The following is an 18,438-nucleotide window of genomic DNA, read 5'->3' on the forward strand; positions in this document are numbered from 1 at the left end:
CGGGCAGGCGGCAAGGGGTTTCGCGAGCTCCTCGGGTCGTGCTTGTGTATTCGACGGAGGCACAGGGATGAAACGCATCACCATCACGGTCAGTGACACGCAGTACCCGCTCGCCCAAGGTCAGGATGTCGGGGCGATCGAAGCGGCCGCGCTCGTCGCGGTACGAGCAGGCGGCGATATTGTGAAAGTCACCCTCTACGGCAATCGCGAACTCGCGATCCTCATGTCGCCCGGTGTACCCGTCACCTTCGAGATCGCAGATGTGCCCGACGAGCCGCGCGACGATGGTGACCTGAGCAGCCCCTTCGAGCCGTTCTCGTCTGTCGACGAGCTGTCGGTGTTCGACGACCTCTGATCTGCGGTCTTGCGTATCTCGCAAGAACTCATGTCGCACGGCCAAGAAGGCTCTAGCGTGGAGCCCATGACGCAGCCGCACACGCACGAACATCACTCGCACCACGGTCGACCCGGCCACGGCCCCGCACCCGAGCACGACACCGGCCTCGCCGAGATCCTCGACCTCGATGCTGTTCTCGGCGCACCCGTTCTCGACGCCGCCCTCGACGCCGCATCCGGTGCACTGGATGCCGAGCCGACCACGATCGTCGACCTCGGCTCGGGCACGGGGACGGGCACTCTCGCTCTCGCCCGTCGCTTCGACCGGGCCCGCGTGCACAGCCTCGACGCCTCGCCCGCGATGATCGAACGACTGCGCGCCTCTGCTGCCGAGGCTGGTCTCGGCGATCGGGTGCAGCCGCAGCTCGTCGACCTCGACGGCGACTGGCCGAACGCCGTGACCGCCCCGATCGACCTCGCGTGGGCCGCGCTCTCGCTGCACCACGTGACCGACCCGGCCGTGGTTCTGGGCCAGGCCTTTGACGCGCTGCGCCCTGGCGGAGTGCTCGTGGTCATCGAGATGACCGCCGCGACGAGCTACCGGCCGACCGACCTCGGCACCGGTATTGCAGGCCTCGGCGACCGCGTCGTCTCAGCGCTCGCCGAACGGGGCTACCCCGTGACCGCGGAGTGGACCCAGGCGCTGCAGCAGGCCGGCTTCGTCGACGTCGAACGGCGGGAGGCCGCCTTCGCTGCGTCGACCGACACGTCGGAGGGCACCCGCTACCTCGCCCTGCACCTGACCAGAAACCGCGACGTCATCGGCGACGACCTCTCGGCCGACGAGCTCGCCGGCCTGGACTCCGCGGTCGCTGCACTCGAGCACGGCACGGCAGGGCTGGCGTTCGAATCGACCCGCTTCATCTGGACAGCCACCCGACCGGCGGAGGCGCAGCGATGACGGCCGAGGCAGCGATGATCACAGAGGCAGCGACGATCGCCGAGTTGCAGGCCGACGTCGTGGTCGTCGGGGGAGGCGCCGCCGGCCTCGCCGCCGCCGTCGCCCTGGGCAGATCGCGCCGCAGCGTGATCGTCGTCGACGCCGGGAAGGCCCGCAACGCTCCGGCCCACGGCGCCCACAACCTGCTCGGGCAGGAGGGCATCTCGCCCCTCGAACTGCTCGCCCGGGGCCGAGCCGAGGCGGAGGCGTACGGCGTGCGCATTCTCTCGGGCGTCGTGACCGGCGCATCCGGTGTCGCCGATGCCTTCACGATCGAGGTCGACGGCGGCGCATCCATCGTCACCGCGCGCCGCGTCGTGCTCGCGACGGGCCTCGTCGACGAGCTGCCCGACGTTCCCGGAGTGCGCGAGGCGTGGGGCCGCACCGTGCTGCACTGCCCCTACTGCCACGGCTGGGAGGTGCGCGACCAGCGCATCGCCGTGCTCGGCCGCACCGAGAGCGCGCTGCACCAGGTAATGCTGTTCAGGCAGCTCAGCGCCGACGTGACCCTCTTTCTGCACGATGCCCCCGAGCCGAGCGACGAGCAGTGGGAGCAGCTCTCCGCGCTCGGCGTGAGCGTCGTGACTCCGCGGGTGCAACGGCTCATCGTCGATGGCGACCAGGTGCGCGCCGTCGAGATCGAGGGTGGCCGGTCGTTCGAGGTCGATGCCGTCGTGGTTGCGCCTCGCTTCGTCGCCCGCACCGAGCTCTACGAGGCGCTCGGCGGAGAGCGCACCCTCACGCCCTTCGGCGAGCAGGTCGTGGCGGATGCGCGCGGCGCGACCGCGGTGCCCGGCGTCTTCGTGGCGGGAAACACGGCCGAGCCGATGGCGATGGTGTCGGTCGCCGCCGGATCGGGCGTGATGGCGGGTGCCGCCGTGAACGGCGACCTCGCCGCCGCCGACCTCGCGAGGGCCGTCGAGAGTCGTGCCCGCCCCTTCTCGGCCGCCATGGAGGCGAAGGCAACCGAGGCGGTTCTCGGCAATCGGCGGCACGGCATCTGACGAGAGCGAAGGGATCGCGGCGGTGATTCAGTGCACGAGGCGTGGAATAGGGACGCCCAGTCGCCGCGCTTCGCGCGCCGTGTCGTCGAGCACGGCGAGTGCTTCTTCGGTCTGAGGGTCTGTGTGAGCCGCAAGGCTAACGCGGGCTATCGGCACCAGCGTGGTGGCCCACGCTGACACCGTGGCAACGAGCAGGGGAAGCCGGAAGGGCAGGATCGCTCCGCGGTGCCGCCCCAGTTCGACGCCCCGCGCCTCGAGGAGCGGCAGCAGCTTTCGGGTCGTGTCGAACGCAGCGCGGAAAGCACGGCGGTCTCCGGCCATCTTCGCCAGCGATCCGCTTCGCAGCGCCTGTGAGAACATGCCCGCATCGGCGACGAAGTGCAGCCACAGCCAGCCCCGCATGTCTTTCTCCTGCCGCACTGCAAGGCCGGCCTGGCGGAACGCGGCGAGAGCCTGACGCTCCCGCTCCGTCGGCTCCTCGCCGGATATGCCGATGATGACAGCAGAGAGCAGCGCACCCGACAGCGCGCCATCGGGACCGAAGCCGCCACCGGCCTGCGGGAATCCGAAGACGACTCGATCGGCCGGAAGAGGCGCCACTGCAGCAAGCGGCTCCTGCCAGACGTTTCCGAGTACCAGCACTGTGGCCGAGCCGAGCCGGGGAGCGAGGAACTCGGCCGCCTCTGCCAGGCGATGATGCCCGACGCTCAGTACGACCAGGTCGAAGCCGTCGCTCTGGTCGAGTGATTCCCGCAACCTCGTGGGGACTGTTTCGCGGACACGGTGGCCGAACGGTTTGCGGCGCCCGTCGATCCAATCGAGGCGCACTTCACTGCCGTACTCCTCCGCGCGGCCCGGACGAACGTAGAACTCGACGTCATGCCCTGCTTCCGCCAGGACGTGGCCGTAGATGGTCGCGATGACGCCTCGACCGAACATCAGAATGCGCATGCAGAACTCCCGCCGTAAGATGGAGCCTGTCTCCACTTACAAGAATATGGAGACTGTCTCCACTTGTCAACGAGAGGTTTTGCCGTGGCCGAGGTGCGAGCATTGCGAGCAGACGCGCAGCGCAATCGGAACTCGATCATTGCAGCCGCTCGTGACGTGTTCGATCGCGACGAACAGCTGCGTTTCGATGACTTCGCGGCTCGTGCCGGCGTCGGCGTCGGAACGCTCTATCGACATTTCCCCACCCGCGAAGCGTTGGCTGCGGCCGTCTACGAGGGCGAGGTGGCGGCGCTCTGCGAAGAAGCGCGCAACCCTTCGCGGTCGGCCGTCGACAATCTCGAGGCCTTCCTCTGGCGATTCGTCGACTACGTGGTGGCGCACGGAGGCCTGGCCCGCACCCTCGCCGCGGTCGTCGATCCAGCCGTGCAGGCCGAAGGGGGAAGCGAACTCGAGCGCACCGTCGCCGAACTCATCGCACGCGCGGCCGACGACGGTTCCGTTCGCGGCGATGCGACGGCGGGAGCCGTGCTTATCGTGCTCCACGGCATCGGCTCCGCCACAGATCGACCGCACTGGGCCTCCGAGTCGCGAACCGCGGTCGAGTTGCTCATCAGGGGTCTGACGAGCGTCTGATCCTTTTCGCGCTGCCTCCGCGAAGCGTCGGCGAAGGAGACGGAATCCCCCTACCCGGCGGAGGGGCCGGGCGCAATCGCCTCCCCGCCGTTTCGCTTCTCCTGCTGCGACTGCGACCATGTAAGACGTGCAGAACGCTGGCGGAGACAAGGGGCAGGGGCCCGACGGTCGCACCCTCCACTACGGCGAGTTCTACGGGCAGGGCGGGTCGAGCGTCGAGCCGGATGCCTCCGCGGGCGTCGCCGTCGTTATGGGCAACTGCCAGGCCGAGTCGCTGCGCGTCATGCTGCACGGAGCGGGGCTCCACACCGTGCGGGTGCCACCCGTGCACGAGCTCGTCGCGGCGGACATCCCGTACCTCGAGCGGCTGCTCGAGCGCACCTCGCTGCTGGTCTCGCAGCCCGTGCGCGACGACTACCACGAGCTGCCCCTCGGCGTGCGGCAGCTGCAGGCGCGCATTCCGGATGCCGGTCGCACGGTTCGCGTGCCGGTCATCCGTTTCGCAGGCCTCTACCCGACCCACGCGATCATCCGGCCTCCGAGCGACCTGTCGCTCACGCCGCCGATCGCGGCCTATCACGACCTTCGCACGCTGGTCGAGGCATCCGGCGGAGAGCCCATCGCCACCACGGTGACGCCCGCGATGGTGCGCGCGCTCGCGGCCGACTCGATCGGCGAGCTCACCCGCCGCGAGGAGGCCTTCGACACGGTGCGCATCTCCGATCTCTTCGCGACGCCCGACTTCTCGTTGATGCGCACGCTCAACCACCCCGGCAACGCGGTGTTCGCCGTTCTCGCCGAACGGGTCCGGGCCCGAGCCGGCCTCGTCGAGCACGCGGTGGAGTTCGACCGTCCGCTGCTCGATTCGGTGCACGCGCCGCGGTCGGCCGCGGTCATCGAGACCTACGGGCTCGACGAGAAACCCCGCGCCGACTGGATCATCGGCGGAGTCGCCGTCTCCGACGACGTCGTGAAGCGGGCGCACCTCGAGTGGTACGCCGAGCATCCGGATGCCGTCGAAGCCGGCCTCGCGCGGCACCGCCGCGCCCTCGAGATTCTGGCTGCGACGTGATCGTGGCGCGGGTGCCGGCCCTCATAGTGACCCCGGATGCCCAGCACGGCGTGACGCAGTACTCCTCGGTCGTCGCGTCGGCCGTCGAGCGACTGACCGGCGCGAGCCTGCGGCTCTCGAGCAGCGCGCTGCTCGGCGCGAGCGTTCCCGCGCGTAGCCACCTGCACTTCACCGACCGCCTCTGGGGCACGTCGCCCGAAGACGCGGCCGACCGCATCGAGGCGCTTGCGAAGCGAATGGCCTTCACCGTCACCTTTCACGATGTGCCGCAGGCGTCGGACGGCGCGGTGAACTTCGCTCGCCGCAGCGACTGTTATCGGCGGGTGCTCGCGGCCTCGCAGGGAGCGGTCTTCAACAGCGTGCACGAGGTCGATGTGCTGCGCGACTTCACCGATCCCACGGGCCGTGCCCACGTGATTCCGCTGCCCATCGACACCGAGGTTCCGGCGGCCGAGCGGCCCGAGCCTGACGGAAACGTGGCCGTTCTCGGTTTCTACTATCCGGGCAAGGGGCACCTCGAGGTGCTGCGCGCGGTGGCCCGCATCGCCGACACGACGGACTTGCGGCCGGGGCTGACCTTTCTCGGGCGTCCGTCGGCCGGCCACGAACGCGACCTCGAGCAGCTCGCGGGGCTCGCCCACGACCTCGGCGTGACGCTGGATGTGACGGGGTACCTCGAAGACGCCGAGCTCACGTCGCGCGCACGGCGGGCGTCGGTCGGCGTCGCCGCGCACCAGCATTTCTCGGCGTCGGGCAGCATCAACAGCTGGATCGCCGCCGGCCGGCGCCCCCTCGTCGTTGACGGTCGGTACGTTCGCGAGATCGCCGAGCGGCGCCCCGGCACGGTGAGCGTGGTCGACGGCACCCGCGACCTCGCGGCCGGAATCGCCGACGCGCTGCGGAATCCGGGGTCGACCTGGCTGCACGACGACGCCGTGATCGGTCCCAATGTGTCCGACGTCGCATCCGCGTATCTGGCGTGGTGGGACGCGGTGGAATGGTGACGCGCGGGGGCGAACCGCCGTTCGGCGTCGGCCTGCGTGGCAATCGCTGGGATGTGCTCGACGGTCGCGTTCCGGTCGAGCTGCCGACCGTCTCGGTGATCGTGGTGCACTACGAGCAGCAGGGCGAGCTTGATCGCACGCTCGCCGCCCTGGCCCGCCAGACCTACCCCTCTGAGCTGCTCGAGGTGATCGTCGTCGACGACGGATCGGCGGCGGCCCCGCGCATGTCGCACGGCGCCCGGCTGGTGCGGCAGGAGGATCGGGGCTTTCGCCTCAGCGCCGCCCGCAACCTCGGGGCGGCCTCGTCGACGGGGCGCATCCTGTGCTTTCTCGATGCTGACACCGCGCCCGAACCCGACTACGTGAGCGCGCTCACCCGCCTGCCCGCGCTCGCGCCGGAGGCGGTCACGGTAGGACGGCGGCGGCACACGCTCTTCGAGCGTTTCGCTGATGAGGATCCCATCGAGGTCGCGGCTCCTCTCGCCGCGCTCGACGAGCCGCGGTGGCTAACAGATTCCTACGCCGCCTCGCGCGACCTGCTCGACGGCGACGACCGCTCGTACCGCTTCGTGATCGGTGCCGTCATCGCGTGCTCGCGCTGGTTCTTCGACTCAGTCGGCGGCTTCGACGAGTCGTTCACGCAGTACGGCGGCGAGGACTGGGAGTGGGCTCACCGCGCCTGGCTCGGCGGCGCGGTGTTCGCTCATGTTCCCTCGGCGGTGGCCTGGCACAACGGGCCCGACTGGGGTGGGCGCAGCGAGGGCGATACGGCGGATGCCGATGCGCACGCGGCTCTCGACGCGCGCCAGCGTCGCAAGAATGCGGAGACCCTGCAGCTGGCGCAGTCGATCCCGGTGGCCGGATCGGCGCCGCGAGCCGTGCTGGGCGGTCGGGCCGACGTGCTGATTCGCGTCGCGTCAGCGATCTCGGATGGGGCGGCCTTCGTGTGCGTGGACTCACTTCTCGCTGCGGTGCCGCGGGCCCGGGTCGAGGTGTCGGGGCCGCTGGCCGAGGTGCTGCGGGGCGATCCGCGCATCGTTTCGGCGAGCTCTGCGAGTTCCGTGAGCTCTCACGCCGACCCCGTCGTCGCCGCGACCGGCGTCGAGCGCGTGCGCATCGACATCCCGAACGCCGTGGCCGTGCGACTGCCGGATGCGCCGCGCGACAACAGGCTCGCCTGGGCCGTCGAGGCGGTCGGCGTGGGCGAGCTGGGCGAGGTCGTGTTCACCGGCGAGAACGGCGAGCCCCTCATGACGGTGACGTCGCGGCGGGCCGCGCTGCGGCGTGCGCGCTGGAGGGACGACTCCCTCTTCGACACGCTCGTGGAGCGCGCGCCCTGGCTGGCGCCGATCACGTCGGAGCCGAGCGTCGCCGCCTACCTGGGCGGCTGGGGCTAGCTCCGCCGCATCCGCGCCCTCGGGGAGCATCCGCCACCAGTCGGCCGGCGGCGGATGGGCCGAACCGGCGCGGACATCGCGCGACTGACCTAGGTTGGAGTCATGCCCGACACCTTCGAACAGGCCCAGGCGCGCGTTCTCGCGCTCAACAGCGACGAACTCCCGTTCGTCTACCAGGCGGCGCCCTACGGCATCCAGGCCGTGTGGAAGTACGCCGACGTGAAGTGGGCGGCGATCACCGCGGCCGGAACGATCGACGCCTCGTACGAGCTGCGGGTCACCCTCGACCCGGCCGAATCCCAGTGGGAGTTCGACGAGACCGACACGCAGAGCGAGTCGCGCATCCGCAGCACGGGCGGCGGCGGGTTCAGCATCGGCGGCTCGACGTCGACCTTCAAAGGTCGGGAGAATCGCAAGACGTTCTCGTTCGGAGTCGGGTCTGCAGCGAGCACGACCGACCGCCAGGGAACTCACGAAGGCTTCACCTACGGCTACGCGTTCACCACCGACGAGATCAAGCAGCCGCTGATCGCGGCGCTCGAGCAGGGCGGCTGGGAGCCGAAGAAGAAGGGCTTCTTCGGCAAGCTCTTCGGCGGCTGAGCGGGTGCGCTCAGCCCCGTGACGCGGCGAGACCCATGAGGCGCAGCTTGTCGGCTGTGTCGCTGTTCTCGTCGGGATAGTAGAGCACCAGAATCAGATCGCCGAGAGGCAGCTTCTCGCGGTGCAGGCGCATCGTGCCGACCGTCGGATGGTTCACGGTCGTGCTGCCGCCCTCGAGCGGGCGCACGTCCTGCCGGGCCCAGAGGGTGCGGAACCGATCACTGGCCAGGCTGAGCTCGCCGATGAGTTCGACCGCGCGTGGGTCGGTGACATCGTCGCCGAGGGTCTGTCGCACGAGGGCCACGAACGACGCCACGGATGTCTCCCAATCGTGGTGGAACTCCCGCTCCTCTGGATCGAGGAGCAGCGAGCGCAGGCGGTTCTGGCCGGGAACGAGGCGCGGCGACAAGGCGACTGCGAGCGCATTCGATGCCAGCACATCGAAGTACCGACCCTCGATGAACGCGGGAACGTCGAGCGCCGCGAGCAGGTGGTGCACGCGCCCGGGCACCCGCTCGACGCGGCGCTGCCGACGGACGCGCGGGCGCTCCACTCCGAGCCCCATGAGATACGCGCACTCGACCTCGTCGAGCTGAAGGACCCGCGCCAGTGACTCGAGTACCTGCAGCGACGGATGGCTGTCGCGCCCGCGTTCGAGTCGCAGGTAGTAGTCGGCGCTGATGCCCGCCAGCAGGGCTACCTCCTCGCGGCGGAGGCCCGGAACTCTTCGATGGGAGCCAGCAGGCAAGCCGAGCTGCTCGGGGGTGACCAGCCCGCGCCGGGCGCGCAGGTACTCGCCAAGCCGGTTCGAGCGGTCGTCACCATCCATGGGTGTCACGATACCGAGCGCCGAAGCGACGAGAGGGGGCCCTGCCACTCCCCGGACCAGCGGAGGACTGCCTGGCCGTGGAGATCGCGACGAACATCGAGCTGTAGCCGGGCTCGCTGCGAGCTCGCCAGAAGGAGACATCTCATGGATATCAGCAATCGAACGGTCCTCATCGTGGGCGGCACCTCCGGTATCGGGCTCGGTCTCGCCCGACGGTTCGCCGCCGCGGGCAGCACGGTGATCGTGGGCGGACGCGACACGAGCAGGGTCGACGACCTCGAGTCGGTTCGCATCGACGTGACCGACGCCGCCTCTGTTCTCACGGCCCGCGACCACGTGCTCGCCGCTCACCCCGACCTCGACGTCGTGGTCACCATGTCGGGGGTGCTTCTGCAGGAGGATCTGCGCGACCCGGCCCACTTCGGCGTTGCCGAGACCACGATCGCGGTCAACCTGCTCGGAACGATCCGGGTGATCGACGCATTCACCCCGCACCTCGTGACCCGCGGCGCAGGCGACATCATCACGGTGACGTCCGGAATCGGATTCCTCCCGTTCCCGCTGATGCCCACTTATGGGGCATCCAAAGCCGGCGTGCATGCCTATACCGAGGCGCTTCGTGCGCAGCTGTCGGGCACCGGTGTCACGGTGACCGAGCTCATCCCGCCGGCCGTCGCCACCGCCGGCCAGGAGAAGGTCAACCCGGCCGCGCGGCCGCTCGATGGCTTCCTCGACGAGGTCGTCGACCTGCTGACCCAGACGCCGACACCGAACGAGATCGTGGTGCAGGCAGCGCAGCGCCTGCGGTGGGCCGAACGCGACGGCACCTATGCCGAGCTCCTGGCGGCCCGTTCCCAGTCGTTGGCCGCGCTGCCCGGCCGGTGATCCGCGCCCGTCCGGCGCATCCGCTGCCCGCCGACCGGACGCGGATGCACCCACGAGGCGCGGATGCCGCGCGCCGCGCTCAGGCGTAGCGGCGCGGCACCGTCCAGTGGCTGCCGAACTCGGCGTCGAAGGACTGCGGCTCGAAGGGGCTGTCGCCTCCGGCCGGGTAGCTTGTGAGCTCGCCGAACACGATGCGGTCGGGCAGCGCGTACAGGTCGACGCGCACGAAATCCGTCTCGGCGCCGAGCCTCTCTGCGATAGAGATCATCTCGTCGAGACGTTCCGGCCGCTCGCGCTCCGGCGAGATCCATGCCGGGCCGCCGCTCATCGGCAGGTGCTTCCAGTCGGCGTCGTAGAAGTCCTGGGTGCGGCCGCCGAAGCGACCGGCATCCACCTGGATGTACCGGCACCGCCCGTGGAACACGAAGAACTTGTAGTCGTCGGGGATACCTCCCGGAGCCTCGAGCATCTCCTCCACGATCACCGCGGGTTCGACCTCGCCGTACGCCCACTCGCGGTTCGGCCCTTGCCCGTAGAGTTTGGTCATCCACACCCGGGCGATGTCGACCAGGGCGTCGACCGACACGACGGATGGCCGCACGTGCCGGTACACCCAGCCCCAGACGGCCGGCGGCAGGGTCTGGTCTTCGGAGCCTTTCGGCGACACCACGATCGCCGCGCCGCTGCCGTGGGTCGGCTTCACGACGTAGGCCTCGGGCAGCTCGAGCTCACGCAATCCCTCGGGATCGCGCAGGATGGCGTACGCCTCGGGCAGATACTCCTCGCCGACGCGTGACGCCACGTACTCGCGGACCGCGGCCTTGTCGGCGAACGTGACCAGCAGCATCCGGTGGTCTCGCAGCATCTTGTAGCGCACCTTCTCGGTGAAGGTCTGCGGCCTACGGGTGCGCAGCAGCCGAACGATGCGAACGAGTCGACTGCGCTGGCGCCAGCGCACGTGAGGGGAGGGCACGCTACAGACTAACCGCGCTCGTTCGGCGCATCCGCCGCCGCTCGACCGGGCGCGGATACACCGCCAGGGTGCGGATGCGCGCAGCTAGGCGCGGGCGAGCGTCGGCAGTGCGTCGACCAGCGGAGCGAGCTCGGGCATGTCCCGGGCGGCAGCCAAGGCGCGCTCGAGAGTCTCATCGTGTACGGGTCGCGCCTCGGTGAGCAGCTTCTGCCCCAACGCGGTGAGCTCGGTGTAGATGCCGCGCCGGTCGTCGGCGCACAGCACGCGCGTGAGCAGTCCGCGCTCCTCGAGCCGGTTCACGAGGCGGGTCGTGGCGCTGGCGCTCAGGGCCGTGGCGCGGCCGAGCTGCTGCATGCGCATGTGCCAGCCGTGCTGGCGGCTGAGTGCATCCAGGACCGTGTACTCGACGACCGACAGGGCGACGCTCGAGGTGAGCGCGCGCTCGAGCTCGGTCTCGATGAGCCCGTGCAGCGCGGCCAGCGTGCGCCAGCCCTGCGAGCGGATCTCGACTGCGTCGTCTGCGATGCCCATGGTTCCTCCGTGTGTCGAACATGTCGCCTGCGCGGTCGCTGAAGACGGCGTCGCGCAAAATAGTTGCTTGCGCGGCATAACTGCGTGTGCAATGATTTATCCCGCGCCTGCAACTACTAGCGTACGCGCTCTACCCGAGCACGCCAAGCATCCCTCGAATCCCAGACGGAGACACGCATGCCCCTCGGACTACTCGCCCTCGCCATCGGAGGCTTCGGAATCGGACTCACGGAGTTCGTCATCATGGGCCTCCTGCCCGACGTGGCCGCCGACTTCGGCGTGACCGAGGCAGCGGCGGGATGGCTCATCACCGGCTACGCGCTCAGCGTGGTCGTCGGCGCGCTCACGGTTCCCGCGCTCGTCACCCGGCTGCCGCGCAAGAACGTGCTCATGGGCCTGCTCGTGCTCTTCATAGCGGGCAACCTCATCTCGGCCCTCGCGCCCAGCTACGAGCTGATGCTCGCGGGTCGGGTCGTGGCGGCCCTCTGTCACGGAGCCTTCTTCGGCATCGGCTCCGTCGTCGCCGCCGGCCTCGTCGCCGCGAACAAGAAGGCCAGCGCGATCGCCATCATGTTCACCGGGCTCACCGCGGCGAACGTGCTCGGGGTTCCGTTCGGCACGTTCCTCGGCCAGGCATTCGGATGGCGCTCCACGTTCTGGGCCATCACCATCATCGGCGTCATCGCTCTCGCCGGAATCCTCACCCTCGTGCCGCGCACCGCCGGCGCCGCCGAGGGAACCCCGAGCCTGCGCGCCGAGCTCAGCGCCTTCCGGGCACCCCAGGTGTGGCTGTCGATCGCCGTCACGGTGCTCGGCTACGGCGGAATGTTCGGCGCCTTCACCTACATCGCCTACGTGTTCACCGATGTCTCGGGCTTCGCCTCCTCGGCGGTTCCGTGGTTGCTCATGCTGTTCGGCGTGGGCCTGTTCCTCGGCAATTTCGTGGGCGGCAAGGCCGCAGACAAGGCTCTGGATGCGACGCTCATCGTCGCGCTCGCGGCCCTCGCGATCGTGCTGGTCGCCTTCGCCCTGACGGCTCAGAGCCAGCTCGCCACGATCATCGCCCTCTTCTTCATGGGCGGCTTCGGGTTCGCTACCGTTCCCGGGCTGCAGATGCGCGTGATGCGCTCGGCAGGCTCCGGCGCCGCCACCCTCGTCTCGGGGGCGAACATCGGCGCCTTCAACCTGGGCAACGCGCTCGGTGCCTGGCTCGGCGGAGTCACGATCGCCGCGGGCCTCGGCTACACCTCGCCGATCTGGGCGGGAGCGGGGCTCACTGTGCTGGCGCTCGCGGTGATCGTCCCGGCGGCCGCCGCCGCGAAGCTCGGGGCAGCGCGGGGCGCCGGGGCGCGCGACGCTGCTGCGAGCGCGGCCGCGCCTGCGTCCCCGGCCGCCCCGGAGCCCGCACGCGCATCCTGAGCCCGTGTCCGCGCCCGCTCGGCGCATCCGCTGCCCCTCGACCAGCAGCGCATGCGCCTGCGGGGCGCGGACACCGTTCGGGCTAGCGGCGGCGCTTCGGGGCCGGCGGCGCGGTGGGCACCACGTTTTGGGTGCGGATGTGCTCGTAGACGACGGATGTGCGCACGTCGGCGACCTCGCGGCGTTGCGTGAGCCGGTCGATCACGAAGGCGTAGAGGTCGTCGTTGTGGCGAACGCCGACGTGGATGATGAAGTCCTCGTTGCCCGTCGTGACGAACACGCCGAGGGTCTCGGGCAGTGCGCTCACCCAGTCCCTGAACGCCTCGATGACCTCGCGAGAGGGCGGCCGGATGCGCACGGCGACGAGGGCCTGCACGCCGCGGCCGATCGAGGCGAGGTCGATGTCGAGGCTCGCGCCCGTGATCACTCCGCGTGCGCGAAGACTGCGCGTGCGTTCGAGTGCGGTCGTGGCCGAGACCCCGATGGCGGCGGCGAGGTCGCGATTCGTCATCCGTGCATCTGCCTGCAGCTGCCGCAGAATCGCGGTGTCTATCTCGTCCATGATGCCCATTCTGGCCCGTCGACCGGATTAAGTACGGACTTCGGGTGATCAGTCCGCCGAAAAACGTAGCCTGTGTCGGTATTGCTGATCATCCGACGAACGGAACCACTCGATGAACGCCACCACCCCGCCCGCGATCGGCTTCGCTGCCGACGAGATCGACCTCTCGACTCCCACCCGCGCGGCTCGCCTGAAGTGGGTCATCGTGGTGAGCGATTCGATCCCCGCGGGCCGGGCCGTGAACGCGGCCGTCTGCGTTGCGAGCGCCACGACCCGGGCCGTCTCGGGCATCCTCGGACCGGATGTGACCGACGCCGCCGGCGAGACGCACGCCGGTCTGCCGTGGGCGGGATGCACGATCCTCTCCGCCTCCGCTGACACGCTGAGGGCCATCAGGGCGAAGGGTGTCGCGCACGAGGCCACGTTCGTCGCCGACATGCCCGCGGTGGCCCAGGCCCTGCGGGTCTACGACGAATACCTCGCGACCATGCAGTCAGCGGATCCGGAGGACATCGAATACCTCGCCGTGAGCCTGGTCGGCCCGAAGAACCGCATCGACAAGGTCGTGGGTGGGCTGTCGCTGATGCCGTGAGCGGGCCAGCAGTGCCCGCAGCGGACAGTATGCCCCGGTGCGCCGGTACCTCTAGTCCGCAGCGGTCACTGTTGTCGACGCCCTCCTCAGCCCGACCGCCACGAGAGCACCCGCGAACGCGGTCAGCGTGAACCCCGCGATCGTGACCGCGGCCTCGAACTGCCCTACCTGAGCGGTGCTCCAGTCCGTAGACGCGATGCTGCCCGTGAACAGCGCCGAGAGGATGGTGCCCGTGGCCGCGATGCCGATCGCCGTGGCGAGCTCGCTCGACGTGTCGACCAGGGCGGCGCCCATCGAGGTGCGCGATTCGGGAAGCCCCTTCAGTACGTTCGTTCCCGCGACCACGCCGACCACGCGCATCCCGGCCGCGACCAGCACGAGCGCCACGAGGATCCACCCGTAGCCGTAGCGGCCGAACAGTCCGAAGACTGCGAGGCCGAGAACGACGGCCGCTGAGCTGACAAACGCTGCGCGATCGAGCCCGACCTTCTGCACGAACGGTCCGACGAGCCTGCCGCTGGCGAGCAGCACCACGACCTGCGGCAGCATCGCGACGGCGGCGGCCACCGGAGGCCAGCCCCAGGCGAACTGCAGCTGCAGCGTCACCAGGTAGCTCAGCCCGGCGACGGCGAGCCCGGCCGCCGCCTTGTAGGCGAGGCCACTCGACACGAGAGGAAGCGCGAGCAGGCGCAGCTCGAGCAGCGGAGCCCGCGCCGTGCGCTCGCGCAGAACGAAGCCGACGCCCGCGGCGACCGTCGCGGCGAGACCGGCCCACGGCATCCACGACCCGGCGCCGAGGTCGACGAACAGGGTCGGGGTGGCGAGCGCGAGCACGATGGTGGATGTTCCGAGCACGGCCCCCGAGACATCGATCGGGTCGTGATGACGGTCGGCCGGATCGTCGGCCGCGACGCCCGCGCGGATGCCGATGAACGCGAGGGCGGCGATGGGCACGTTGATCAACAGCAGGACCTGCCAGGGGGCCACGGCGAGGGCGAGGCCTCCGGCCGTGGGGCCGACGGCGAGGCCGACGAGCCCGGCCGTGGAGATCACGGTGATGGCGCGCACGCGAAGGTCGTCGGTGCCGAAGAGGCGGAACGCCAGCGCCATGGAGCCCGGTGTGGTCATGGCGGCGGCGATTCCCATGACCGCGCGCACGGCGATGAGCTGCTCGGTCGTCGTGACGAAGGCCGTGCCCAGGCTTGCGATGCCGAGAATCACGAGGCCCACGAGCATGACGCGGCGGCGCCCGAAGCGGTCGGCCACGGCGCCGAACAGCAGCATCAGCCCGCCGAAGACGACCGAGTACGCGCCCGTCACCCATTGCAGGCCGACGGTCGTCGCATCCAATTCGCGCCCGATCGTGGGCAGGGCGACGTTGAGAATCGAGTTATCGAGCATCTCGAACAGGAAGACGGCCGAGAGGCCGGCGAGGGCGATCCACGCCTCGCGCAGGGTGCGAGGCGAACGGGGGATGGTGGTGGTCAAGGCACACTCCTTCATAACGAAGAAGTGGCGACTCACTCGAGACCGCGTGTCTGCGCCGGCCGCACGAAGCGGGTGGGCGTTTTTACCTCAGATGCTTACACGGTACACCCAATGAAAGCAGTCCTCTTCCGCACCAGTGTTCCGCATAATAGTATGTTCCTCATTATGAAGAACAGCGGTGAAAGCGGATCGGATTTAGGCAAGCGACTCGTCGCTGAACTGGGAACCGTGAGCCCGGCCAGCCGAATCAACTGGGTCGTGCCACATGCCGACCTGAGCTTCGACGGTCAACTCGAGTGGGATCTGCCGGGTGCCCGACTGCTCCTGAATGTCGAGATCAAGGCTCGCAGTCTGGTTTCCCGCGACGACGTCCGTCGATTTATCGGCCCTTCGGCGGAGGGCATTCCGCTTGTGGCGGCTTCGTTCATTTCGCCCGCGGCTCGTGACGAGCTCCGTCGGTGGGGATGGTCGTACTGGGACGAAACGGGCAATGTCCTTATTCAGAACCGAGATCCCTTCGTCTGGGTGGAACGCTCGGGGCTGTCAAGAAATCCCAACCCGGACGAGACGGGGTCGAATCGAAAGCTCCTATCGCTCAAGGGGCAGGCAGCGTCGGTGGTCATTGTCAAACTGCTTACCGAAGGACGAGCTCCATCCGTTCGGGAGCTGTCGCGACAGACGGAGGTGGGCGTAGCGACTGTCAGTCGCGTGCTCGAACTTCTGAGAGACGAAGACCTTCTCAAGGAGACGAACGGTGGACCGGTGGTAATCAACGACGCCACAACACTCGCGACCCGGTGGGCGCAGGACTACAGCTTCATGAAAACCTTCAGAAGCCGCCGGTACTTCTCGCTCCTGGGCGAGGCGGTCGCCCGAGACAAGTTGCGCACAGCGACGTTCGAATACGCGCTGACGGGCGTCGAGGCGGCCAACGACTTCCTCGGCTCGGAGGGTCGGTTTGGCGCGCTGCCGGTGAGTGACACGTGGATCTACACGTCCGACCGAGATGCTGCCGAGCGTGCCCTGCAATTGGTTGCGGATCCTCGCGGGAATTTTCTCATCGGGGAGTGTGGCTTTCTGGGCCAGGAGCAAGGTCGTCGAAGTGGGAAGGACTTCGTCTTCGCCCAACCGTGGCGCACAGTCGGGGATCTTCTGTCGACGCGAGGTCGAACCGCGTCCGTTGGAATGGATCTCGCCGAGTCGCTCGAGCGCGCGAGGGTGAGATGACTGACTCATCCAGTCTCAGCCCCGAGTATGTAGCCGCCAGAAGAGTCCTCCTGGACGCCCTCTTTCTGATGCAAGATCAAATAGACGCCCTCGTTCTCGTCGGCGCGCAGGCCGTCTACCTTCGTGCTCCGCTGGGAGACTCTCGGCCCACCTTTACAACGGACGCCGACCTTGCCATCGACCCCGATCTGCTTGCGCGAGTTCCCGATCTCGGGCACAAACTGTCTTCGGCAGGTTTCGTGCTCGATGAACACGGAAACCCCGGTCATTGGTACTCTCCGGACGGAATCGTGGTCGATCTTATGGTGCCCGCTGGCTCGCTGCCGACCAGTAGTCGACGCACTGCCCCGCTCGATGGGCAGGATCGACGTACTGCTCGAAGTACTCGAGGACTTGAAGTGTCGTTGTACGACAACTCCTTCGCCGAGATCGCCGCTCTGGACAAGACTGACCTTCGAACGATTTCGCTTCGGGTGGCAGGCCCAGCGGCTCTCGTCATAGCGAAGTCGGTCAAGATCCGTGAGCGACTGGACGCGGCAAATCCGGGTCGAGTGATCACGAAAGACGCGGGCGACCTGTTGCGGTTGCTGCGCAACTCGGCGCCGACCGAACTCGGAGCTCGACTCTCTGACTTGTCGCGGCACGACCGTTTGCGCGATCAGATCGCCGATGTGATTGCGTGGTTGCGCACTCAGTTCGATGGAGAGCGATCGACTCCCATGCTGAGACTCGTGTCTCAAGAACTCGAAGGTATCGAGTCCGCCGTCCAGTCCGAACGATCCCTCCGACTGCTGGGAAGGCAACTCCTGTCGGGCTACGACGATGCAGAGGGTGTTGCGCCGTGATGGACGCGTCAGGATCACGACCACGCCCGTAAGGATCCCGTGAGGACGTCACCACCGCCGCATCACTCGGCGTAGACCTGCATCTGTGACCCTCACTTCTCTTCTCCCTTCACTCCGCTCGAGCATCCCCGACCCGTTCGTCATCGACCGCTGGCCCGAGTGGACGCACCCCACCACCACCGACGTTATTGTCTCGGGAGTCTCGCTCCTGCGCCTCGTCGACCTCTGCGACACCCCGTGCGTGCACATAGCCGCGGCCGTCGTTCCGGGCACCCACGGACGCCCCTCAGACATCGAGCAGTCGTCGGTGATCGTGGCGCGGGTCGTCGAGACGCCCCGCTCGGGCGCGCTGGTTCTGGATGCCGACATCTCGTGGGTTCAGGCCCACACAGCGGAGGCGCGTCTCATCGGCCGCGCGTCGACGAGGCACTCCGTGCCGTTCGCACTCGGCGACGGAACGCCCCTGACCCTGCCCGAGGACATCACCGTGGGCGACCTCATCGCCATTCCGTGCCGAGGCGCGGTGTGCCGCCGCCAGCTGCGTGCGGAGCGCGCGTCATGAGCCTGATGCACACGCTCACGCACTACGCGCGCGCCCGACGGCACCCCCTCGACCGACGCTTCTGGCCGTTGGCGGCCCGGGCGGTCGACGACGACGTTCTCGTGGTGGGGGAGTCGATGGTCGACATGGCGCGCTCTGTCGGAACCCCGTGCACCCGCGTCATCGAGACCGACGCCCGAGGCGAGGGCGAGCCTCGCCGGTTCTGCGCGGTGATCGTCGCCGCCGTCGAACTGGTCGTTCCCGCGGCCGACGGCGTGGGAGCCGACATCTGGCTCGACGCCGAGCTCGACGGATGCGAGCCGGTCACCGGCTCGGTGCGGCTCCTCGGTCGGCATTCGTCGGATGCGCCGCGCGTCTTCGGCGTCAGACCCTCGCCGCGCGGAGGTGAGCTGCACGCGGTGCTGCCCATCGACATCCGGCCTGGCGACCTGCTCGCCTTCGTCGTCGAGCGCCCGGTCGCACTCCACGACATCCGCCGCCGTTCGCGCCACTGGGAGCGCCTGCTCTGAGGGCTTGCCGGGCACCACT

21 protein-coding genes are annotated in these 18,438 nt (G+C 68.9%); 15 read left to right on the plus strand and 6 right to left on the minus strand.

What is annotated here, in order from left to right; genetic code table 11:
• Positions 1-67: 67 nt before the first annotated feature.
• From ASF06_RS13820 to ASF06_RS13830, 3 genes are all read left to right on the plus strand, one after another.
• On the plus strand, positions 68-355 hold the full coding sequence (locus ASF06_RS13820) for a hypothetical protein (RefSeq protein ID WP_055948215.1): 288 nt from the start codon (positions 68-70) through the stop codon (positions 353-355).
• Between the two features lie 66 nt (positions 356-421).
• The gene (locus ASF06_RS13825) at positions 422-1,297 is read left to right on the plus strand and encodes a class I SAM-dependent methyltransferase (RefSeq protein WP_055948219.1); all 876 of its coding nucleotides are present in this window, start codon (positions 422-424) and stop codon (positions 1,295-1,297) included.
• Entirely contained in the window at positions 1,294-2,340 is a 1,047-nt protein-coding gene (locus ASF06_RS13830; protein WP_235501016.1) for an NAD(P)/FAD-dependent oxidoreductase, read from the plus strand. Before ASF06_RS13825 ends, ASF06_RS13830 begins: the two co-directional genes overlap by 4 nt.
• A 27-nt stretch (positions 2,341-2,367) precedes the next feature.
• Here the strand turns inward: ASF06_RS13830 and ASF06_RS13835 are convergent, their stop codons facing one another.
• The gene (locus tag ASF06_RS13835; protein ID WP_055948222.1) at positions 2,368-3,291 is read right to left on the minus strand and encodes a ketopantoate reductase family protein; all 924 of its coding nucleotides are present in this window, start codon (positions 3,289-3,291) and stop codon (positions 2,368-2,370) included.
• Between the two features lie 84 nt (positions 3,292-3,375).
• Here ASF06_RS13835 and ASF06_RS13840 point away from each other — a divergent pair, with 84 nt between their 5' ends.
• The 5 genes from ASF06_RS13840 to ASF06_RS13860 all read left to right on the plus strand — a co-directional run bounded on the left by ASF06_RS13840 (position 3,376) and on the right by ASF06_RS13860 (position 7,997).
• Positions 3,376-3,924, plus strand: coding sequence for a TetR/AcrR family transcriptional regulator (locus tag ASF06_RS13840; protein ID WP_055948225.1), 549 nt, complete (start codon positions 3,376-3,378; stop codon positions 3,922-3,924).
• A gap of 127 nt (positions 3,925-4,051) precedes the next feature.
• Positions 4,052-4,996, plus strand: a complete 945-nt coding sequence (locus ASF06_RS13845) for a WcbI family polysaccharide biosynthesis putative acetyltransferase (RefSeq protein ID WP_055948228.1) — start codon at positions 4,052-4,054, stop codon at positions 4,994-4,996.
• An 11-nt stretch (positions 4,997-5,007) separates the two neighbouring features.
• Complete coding sequence (locus ASF06_RS13850; protein WP_157439214.1) at positions 5,008-6,000, plus strand: glycosyltransferase; 993 nt, start codon at positions 5,008-5,010, stop codon at positions 5,998-6,000.
• Entirely contained in the window at positions 5,994-7,397 is a 1,404-nt protein-coding gene (locus ASF06_RS13855) for a glycosyltransferase family 2 protein (RefSeq protein WP_055948235.1), read from the plus strand. The genes ASF06_RS13850 and ASF06_RS13855 overlap by 7 nt, the downstream gene beginning before the upstream one ends.
• Before the next feature lie 102 nt (positions 7,398-7,499).
• The gene (locus ASF06_RS13860; protein WP_055948238.1) at positions 7,500-7,997 is read left to right on the plus strand and encodes a hypothetical protein; all 498 of its coding nucleotides are present in this window, start codon (positions 7,500-7,502) and stop codon (positions 7,995-7,997) included.
• A 10-nt stretch (positions 7,998-8,007) separates the two neighbouring features.
• On the opposite strand, the gene ASF06_RS13865 is transcribed toward ASF06_RS13860, so the two are convergent.
• Positions 8,008-8,826, minus strand: coding sequence for a helix-turn-helix transcriptional regulator (locus ASF06_RS13865; RefSeq protein ID WP_055948240.1), 819 nt, complete (start codon positions 8,824-8,826; stop codon positions 8,008-8,010).
• Between the two features lie 144 nt (positions 8,827-8,970).
• Here ASF06_RS13865 and ASF06_RS13870 point away from each other — a divergent pair, with 144 nt between their 5' ends.
• Positions 8,971-9,711 (plus strand): SDR family oxidoreductase, encoded by a 741-nt coding sequence (locus ASF06_RS13870; protein WP_055948243.1) that lies wholly within the window; start codon positions 8,971-8,973, stop codon positions 9,709-9,711.
• 79 nt (positions 9,712-9,790) lie between these two features.
• On the opposite strand, the gene ASF06_RS13875 is transcribed toward ASF06_RS13870, so the two are convergent.
• Together ASF06_RS13875 and ASF06_RS13880 are read right to left on the minus strand one after the other, a co-directional pair.
• Positions 9,791-10,684 (minus strand): ATP-grasp fold amidoligase family protein, encoded by an 894-nt coding sequence (locus ASF06_RS13875; protein WP_235501017.1) that lies wholly within the window; start codon positions 10,682-10,684, stop codon positions 9,791-9,793.
• Between the two features lie 84 nt (positions 10,685-10,768).
• Complete coding sequence (locus tag ASF06_RS13880) at positions 10,769-11,215, minus strand: MarR family winged helix-turn-helix transcriptional regulator (RefSeq protein ID WP_055948246.1); 447 nt, start codon at positions 11,213-11,215, stop codon at positions 10,769-10,771.
• A gap of 177 nt (positions 11,216-11,392) precedes the next feature.
• On the opposite strand from ASF06_RS13880, the gene ASF06_RS13885 reads away from it, so the two are divergent.
• A complete protein-coding gene (locus ASF06_RS13885) occupies positions 11,393-12,634 on the plus strand; it encodes an MFS transporter (protein WP_055948249.1) in 1,242 nt (413 codons plus the stop codon).
• Between the two features lie 82 nt (positions 12,635-12,716).
• Here the strand turns inward: ASF06_RS13885 and ASF06_RS13890 are convergent, their stop codons facing one another.
• Positions 12,717-13,196 carry an Lrp/AsnC family transcriptional regulator gene (locus ASF06_RS13890; RefSeq protein WP_055948558.1) on the minus strand — a complete coding sequence of 160 codons (480 nt, stop codon included), beginning with the start codon at positions 13,194-13,196 and terminating at the stop codon, positions 12,717-12,719.
• A gap of 112 nt (positions 13,197-13,308) precedes the next feature.
• Between ASF06_RS13890 and ASF06_RS13895 the strand changes: the two genes are divergently transcribed.
• Positions 13,309-13,788: a DUF2000 domain-containing protein gene (locus ASF06_RS13895; RefSeq protein WP_055948252.1), complete on the plus strand. Its 480-nt coding sequence runs from the start codon at positions 13,309-13,311 to the stop codon at positions 13,786-13,788.
• A 51-nt stretch (positions 13,789-13,839) separates the two neighbouring features.
• Here the strand turns inward: ASF06_RS13895 and ASF06_RS13900 are convergent, their stop codons facing one another.
• Positions 13,840-15,276 carry an MFS transporter gene (locus ASF06_RS13900; protein WP_268750646.1) on the minus strand — a complete coding sequence of 479 codons (1,437 nt, stop codon included), beginning with the start codon at positions 15,274-15,276 and terminating at the stop codon, positions 13,840-13,842.
• Positions 15,277-15,441: 165 nt separating this feature from the next.
• On the opposite strand from ASF06_RS13900, the gene ASF06_RS13905 reads away from it, so the two are divergent.
• From ASF06_RS13905 to ASF06_RS13925, 4 genes are all read left to right on the plus strand, one after another.
• Positions 15,442-16,503, plus strand: a complete 1,062-nt coding sequence (locus ASF06_RS13905) for a hypothetical protein (protein ID WP_157439215.1) — start codon at positions 15,442-15,444, stop codon at positions 16,501-16,503.
• On the plus strand, positions 16,500-17,348 hold the full coding sequence (locus ASF06_RS19575) for a hypothetical protein (RefSeq protein ID WP_157439216.1): 849 nt from the start codon (positions 16,500-16,502) through the stop codon (positions 17,346-17,348). The genes ASF06_RS13905 and ASF06_RS19575 overlap by 4 nt, the downstream gene beginning before the upstream one ends.
• An 85-nt stretch (positions 17,349-17,433) precedes the next feature.
• Positions 17,434-17,910, plus strand: coding sequence for a hypothetical protein (locus ASF06_RS13920; protein WP_055948267.1), 477 nt, complete (start codon positions 17,434-17,436; stop codon positions 17,908-17,910).
• Positions 17,907-18,419, plus strand: a complete 513-nt coding sequence (locus ASF06_RS13925; RefSeq protein WP_055948270.1) for a hypothetical protein — start codon at positions 17,907-17,909, stop codon at positions 18,417-18,419. The genes ASF06_RS13920 and ASF06_RS13925 overlap by 4 nt, the downstream gene beginning before the upstream one ends.
• Positions 18,420-18,438 lie beyond the last annotated feature (19 nt).

It is taken from the genome of Agreia sp. Leaf244, assembly GCF_001422695.1.
GTDB lineage: Bacteria > Actinomycetota > Actinomycetes > Actinomycetales > Microbacteriaceae > Agreia.

Excerpts from the sequence above, each read along its gene's own strand:
- ASF06_RS13835 (WP_055948222.1), bottom strand. The coding sequence starts at position 3,291 with ATGCGCATTCTGATGTTCGGTCGAGGCGTCATCGCGACCATCTACGGC.
- ASF06_RS13895 (WP_055948252.1), top strand. The coding sequence starts at position 13,309 with ATGAACGCCACCACCCCGCCCGCGATCGGCTTCGCTGCCGACGAGATC.
- ASF06_RS13870 (WP_055948243.1), top strand. The coding sequence starts at position 8,971 with ATGGATATCAGCAATCGAACGGTCCTCATCGTGGGCGGCACCTCCGGT.
- ASF06_RS13825 (WP_055948219.1), top strand. The coding sequence starts at position 422 with ATGACGCAGCCGCACACGCACGAACATCACTCGCACCACGGTCGACCC.
- ASF06_RS13885 (WP_055948249.1), top strand. The coding sequence starts at position 11,393 with ATGCCCCTCGGACTACTCGCCCTCGCCATCGGAGGCTTCGGAATCGGA.
- ASF06_RS13880 (WP_055948246.1), bottom strand. The coding sequence starts at position 11,215 with ATGGGCATCGCAGACGACGCAGTCGAGATCCGCTCGCAGGGCTGGCGC.
- ASF06_RS13890 (WP_055948558.1), bottom strand. The coding sequence starts at position 13,196 with ATGGACGAGATAGACACCGCGATTCTGCGGCAGCTGCAGGCAGATGCA.
- ASF06_RS13855 (WP_055948235.1), top strand. The coding sequence starts at position 5,994 with ATGGTGACGCGCGGGGGCGAACCGCCGTTCGGCGTCGGCCTGCGTGGC.
- ASF06_RS13820 (WP_055948215.1), top strand. The coding sequence starts at position 68 with ATGAAACGCATCACCATCACGGTCAGTGACACGCAGTACCCGCTCGCC.
- ASF06_RS13860 (WP_055948238.1), top strand. The coding sequence starts at position 7,500 with ATGCCCGACACCTTCGAACAGGCCCAGGCGCGCGTTCTCGCGCTCAAC.
- ASF06_RS13830 (WP_235501016.1), top strand. The coding sequence starts at position 1,294 with ATGACGGCCGAGGCAGCGATGATCACAGAGGCAGCGACGATCGCCGAG.
- ASF06_RS13865 (WP_055948240.1), bottom strand. The coding sequence starts at position 8,826 with ATGGATGGTGACGACCGCTCGAACCGGCTTGGCGAGTACCTGCGCGCC.
- ASF06_RS19575 (WP_157439216.1), top strand. The coding sequence starts at position 16,500 with ATGACTGACTCATCCAGTCTCAGCCCCGAGTATGTAGCCGCCAGAAGA.
- ASF06_RS13925 (WP_055948270.1), top strand. The coding sequence starts at position 17,907 with ATGAGCCTGATGCACACGCTCACGCACTACGCGCGCGCCCGACGGCAC.
- ASF06_RS13905 (WP_157439215.1), top strand. The coding sequence starts at position 15,442 with ATGAAGAACAGCGGTGAAAGCGGATCGGATTTAGGCAAGCGACTCGTC.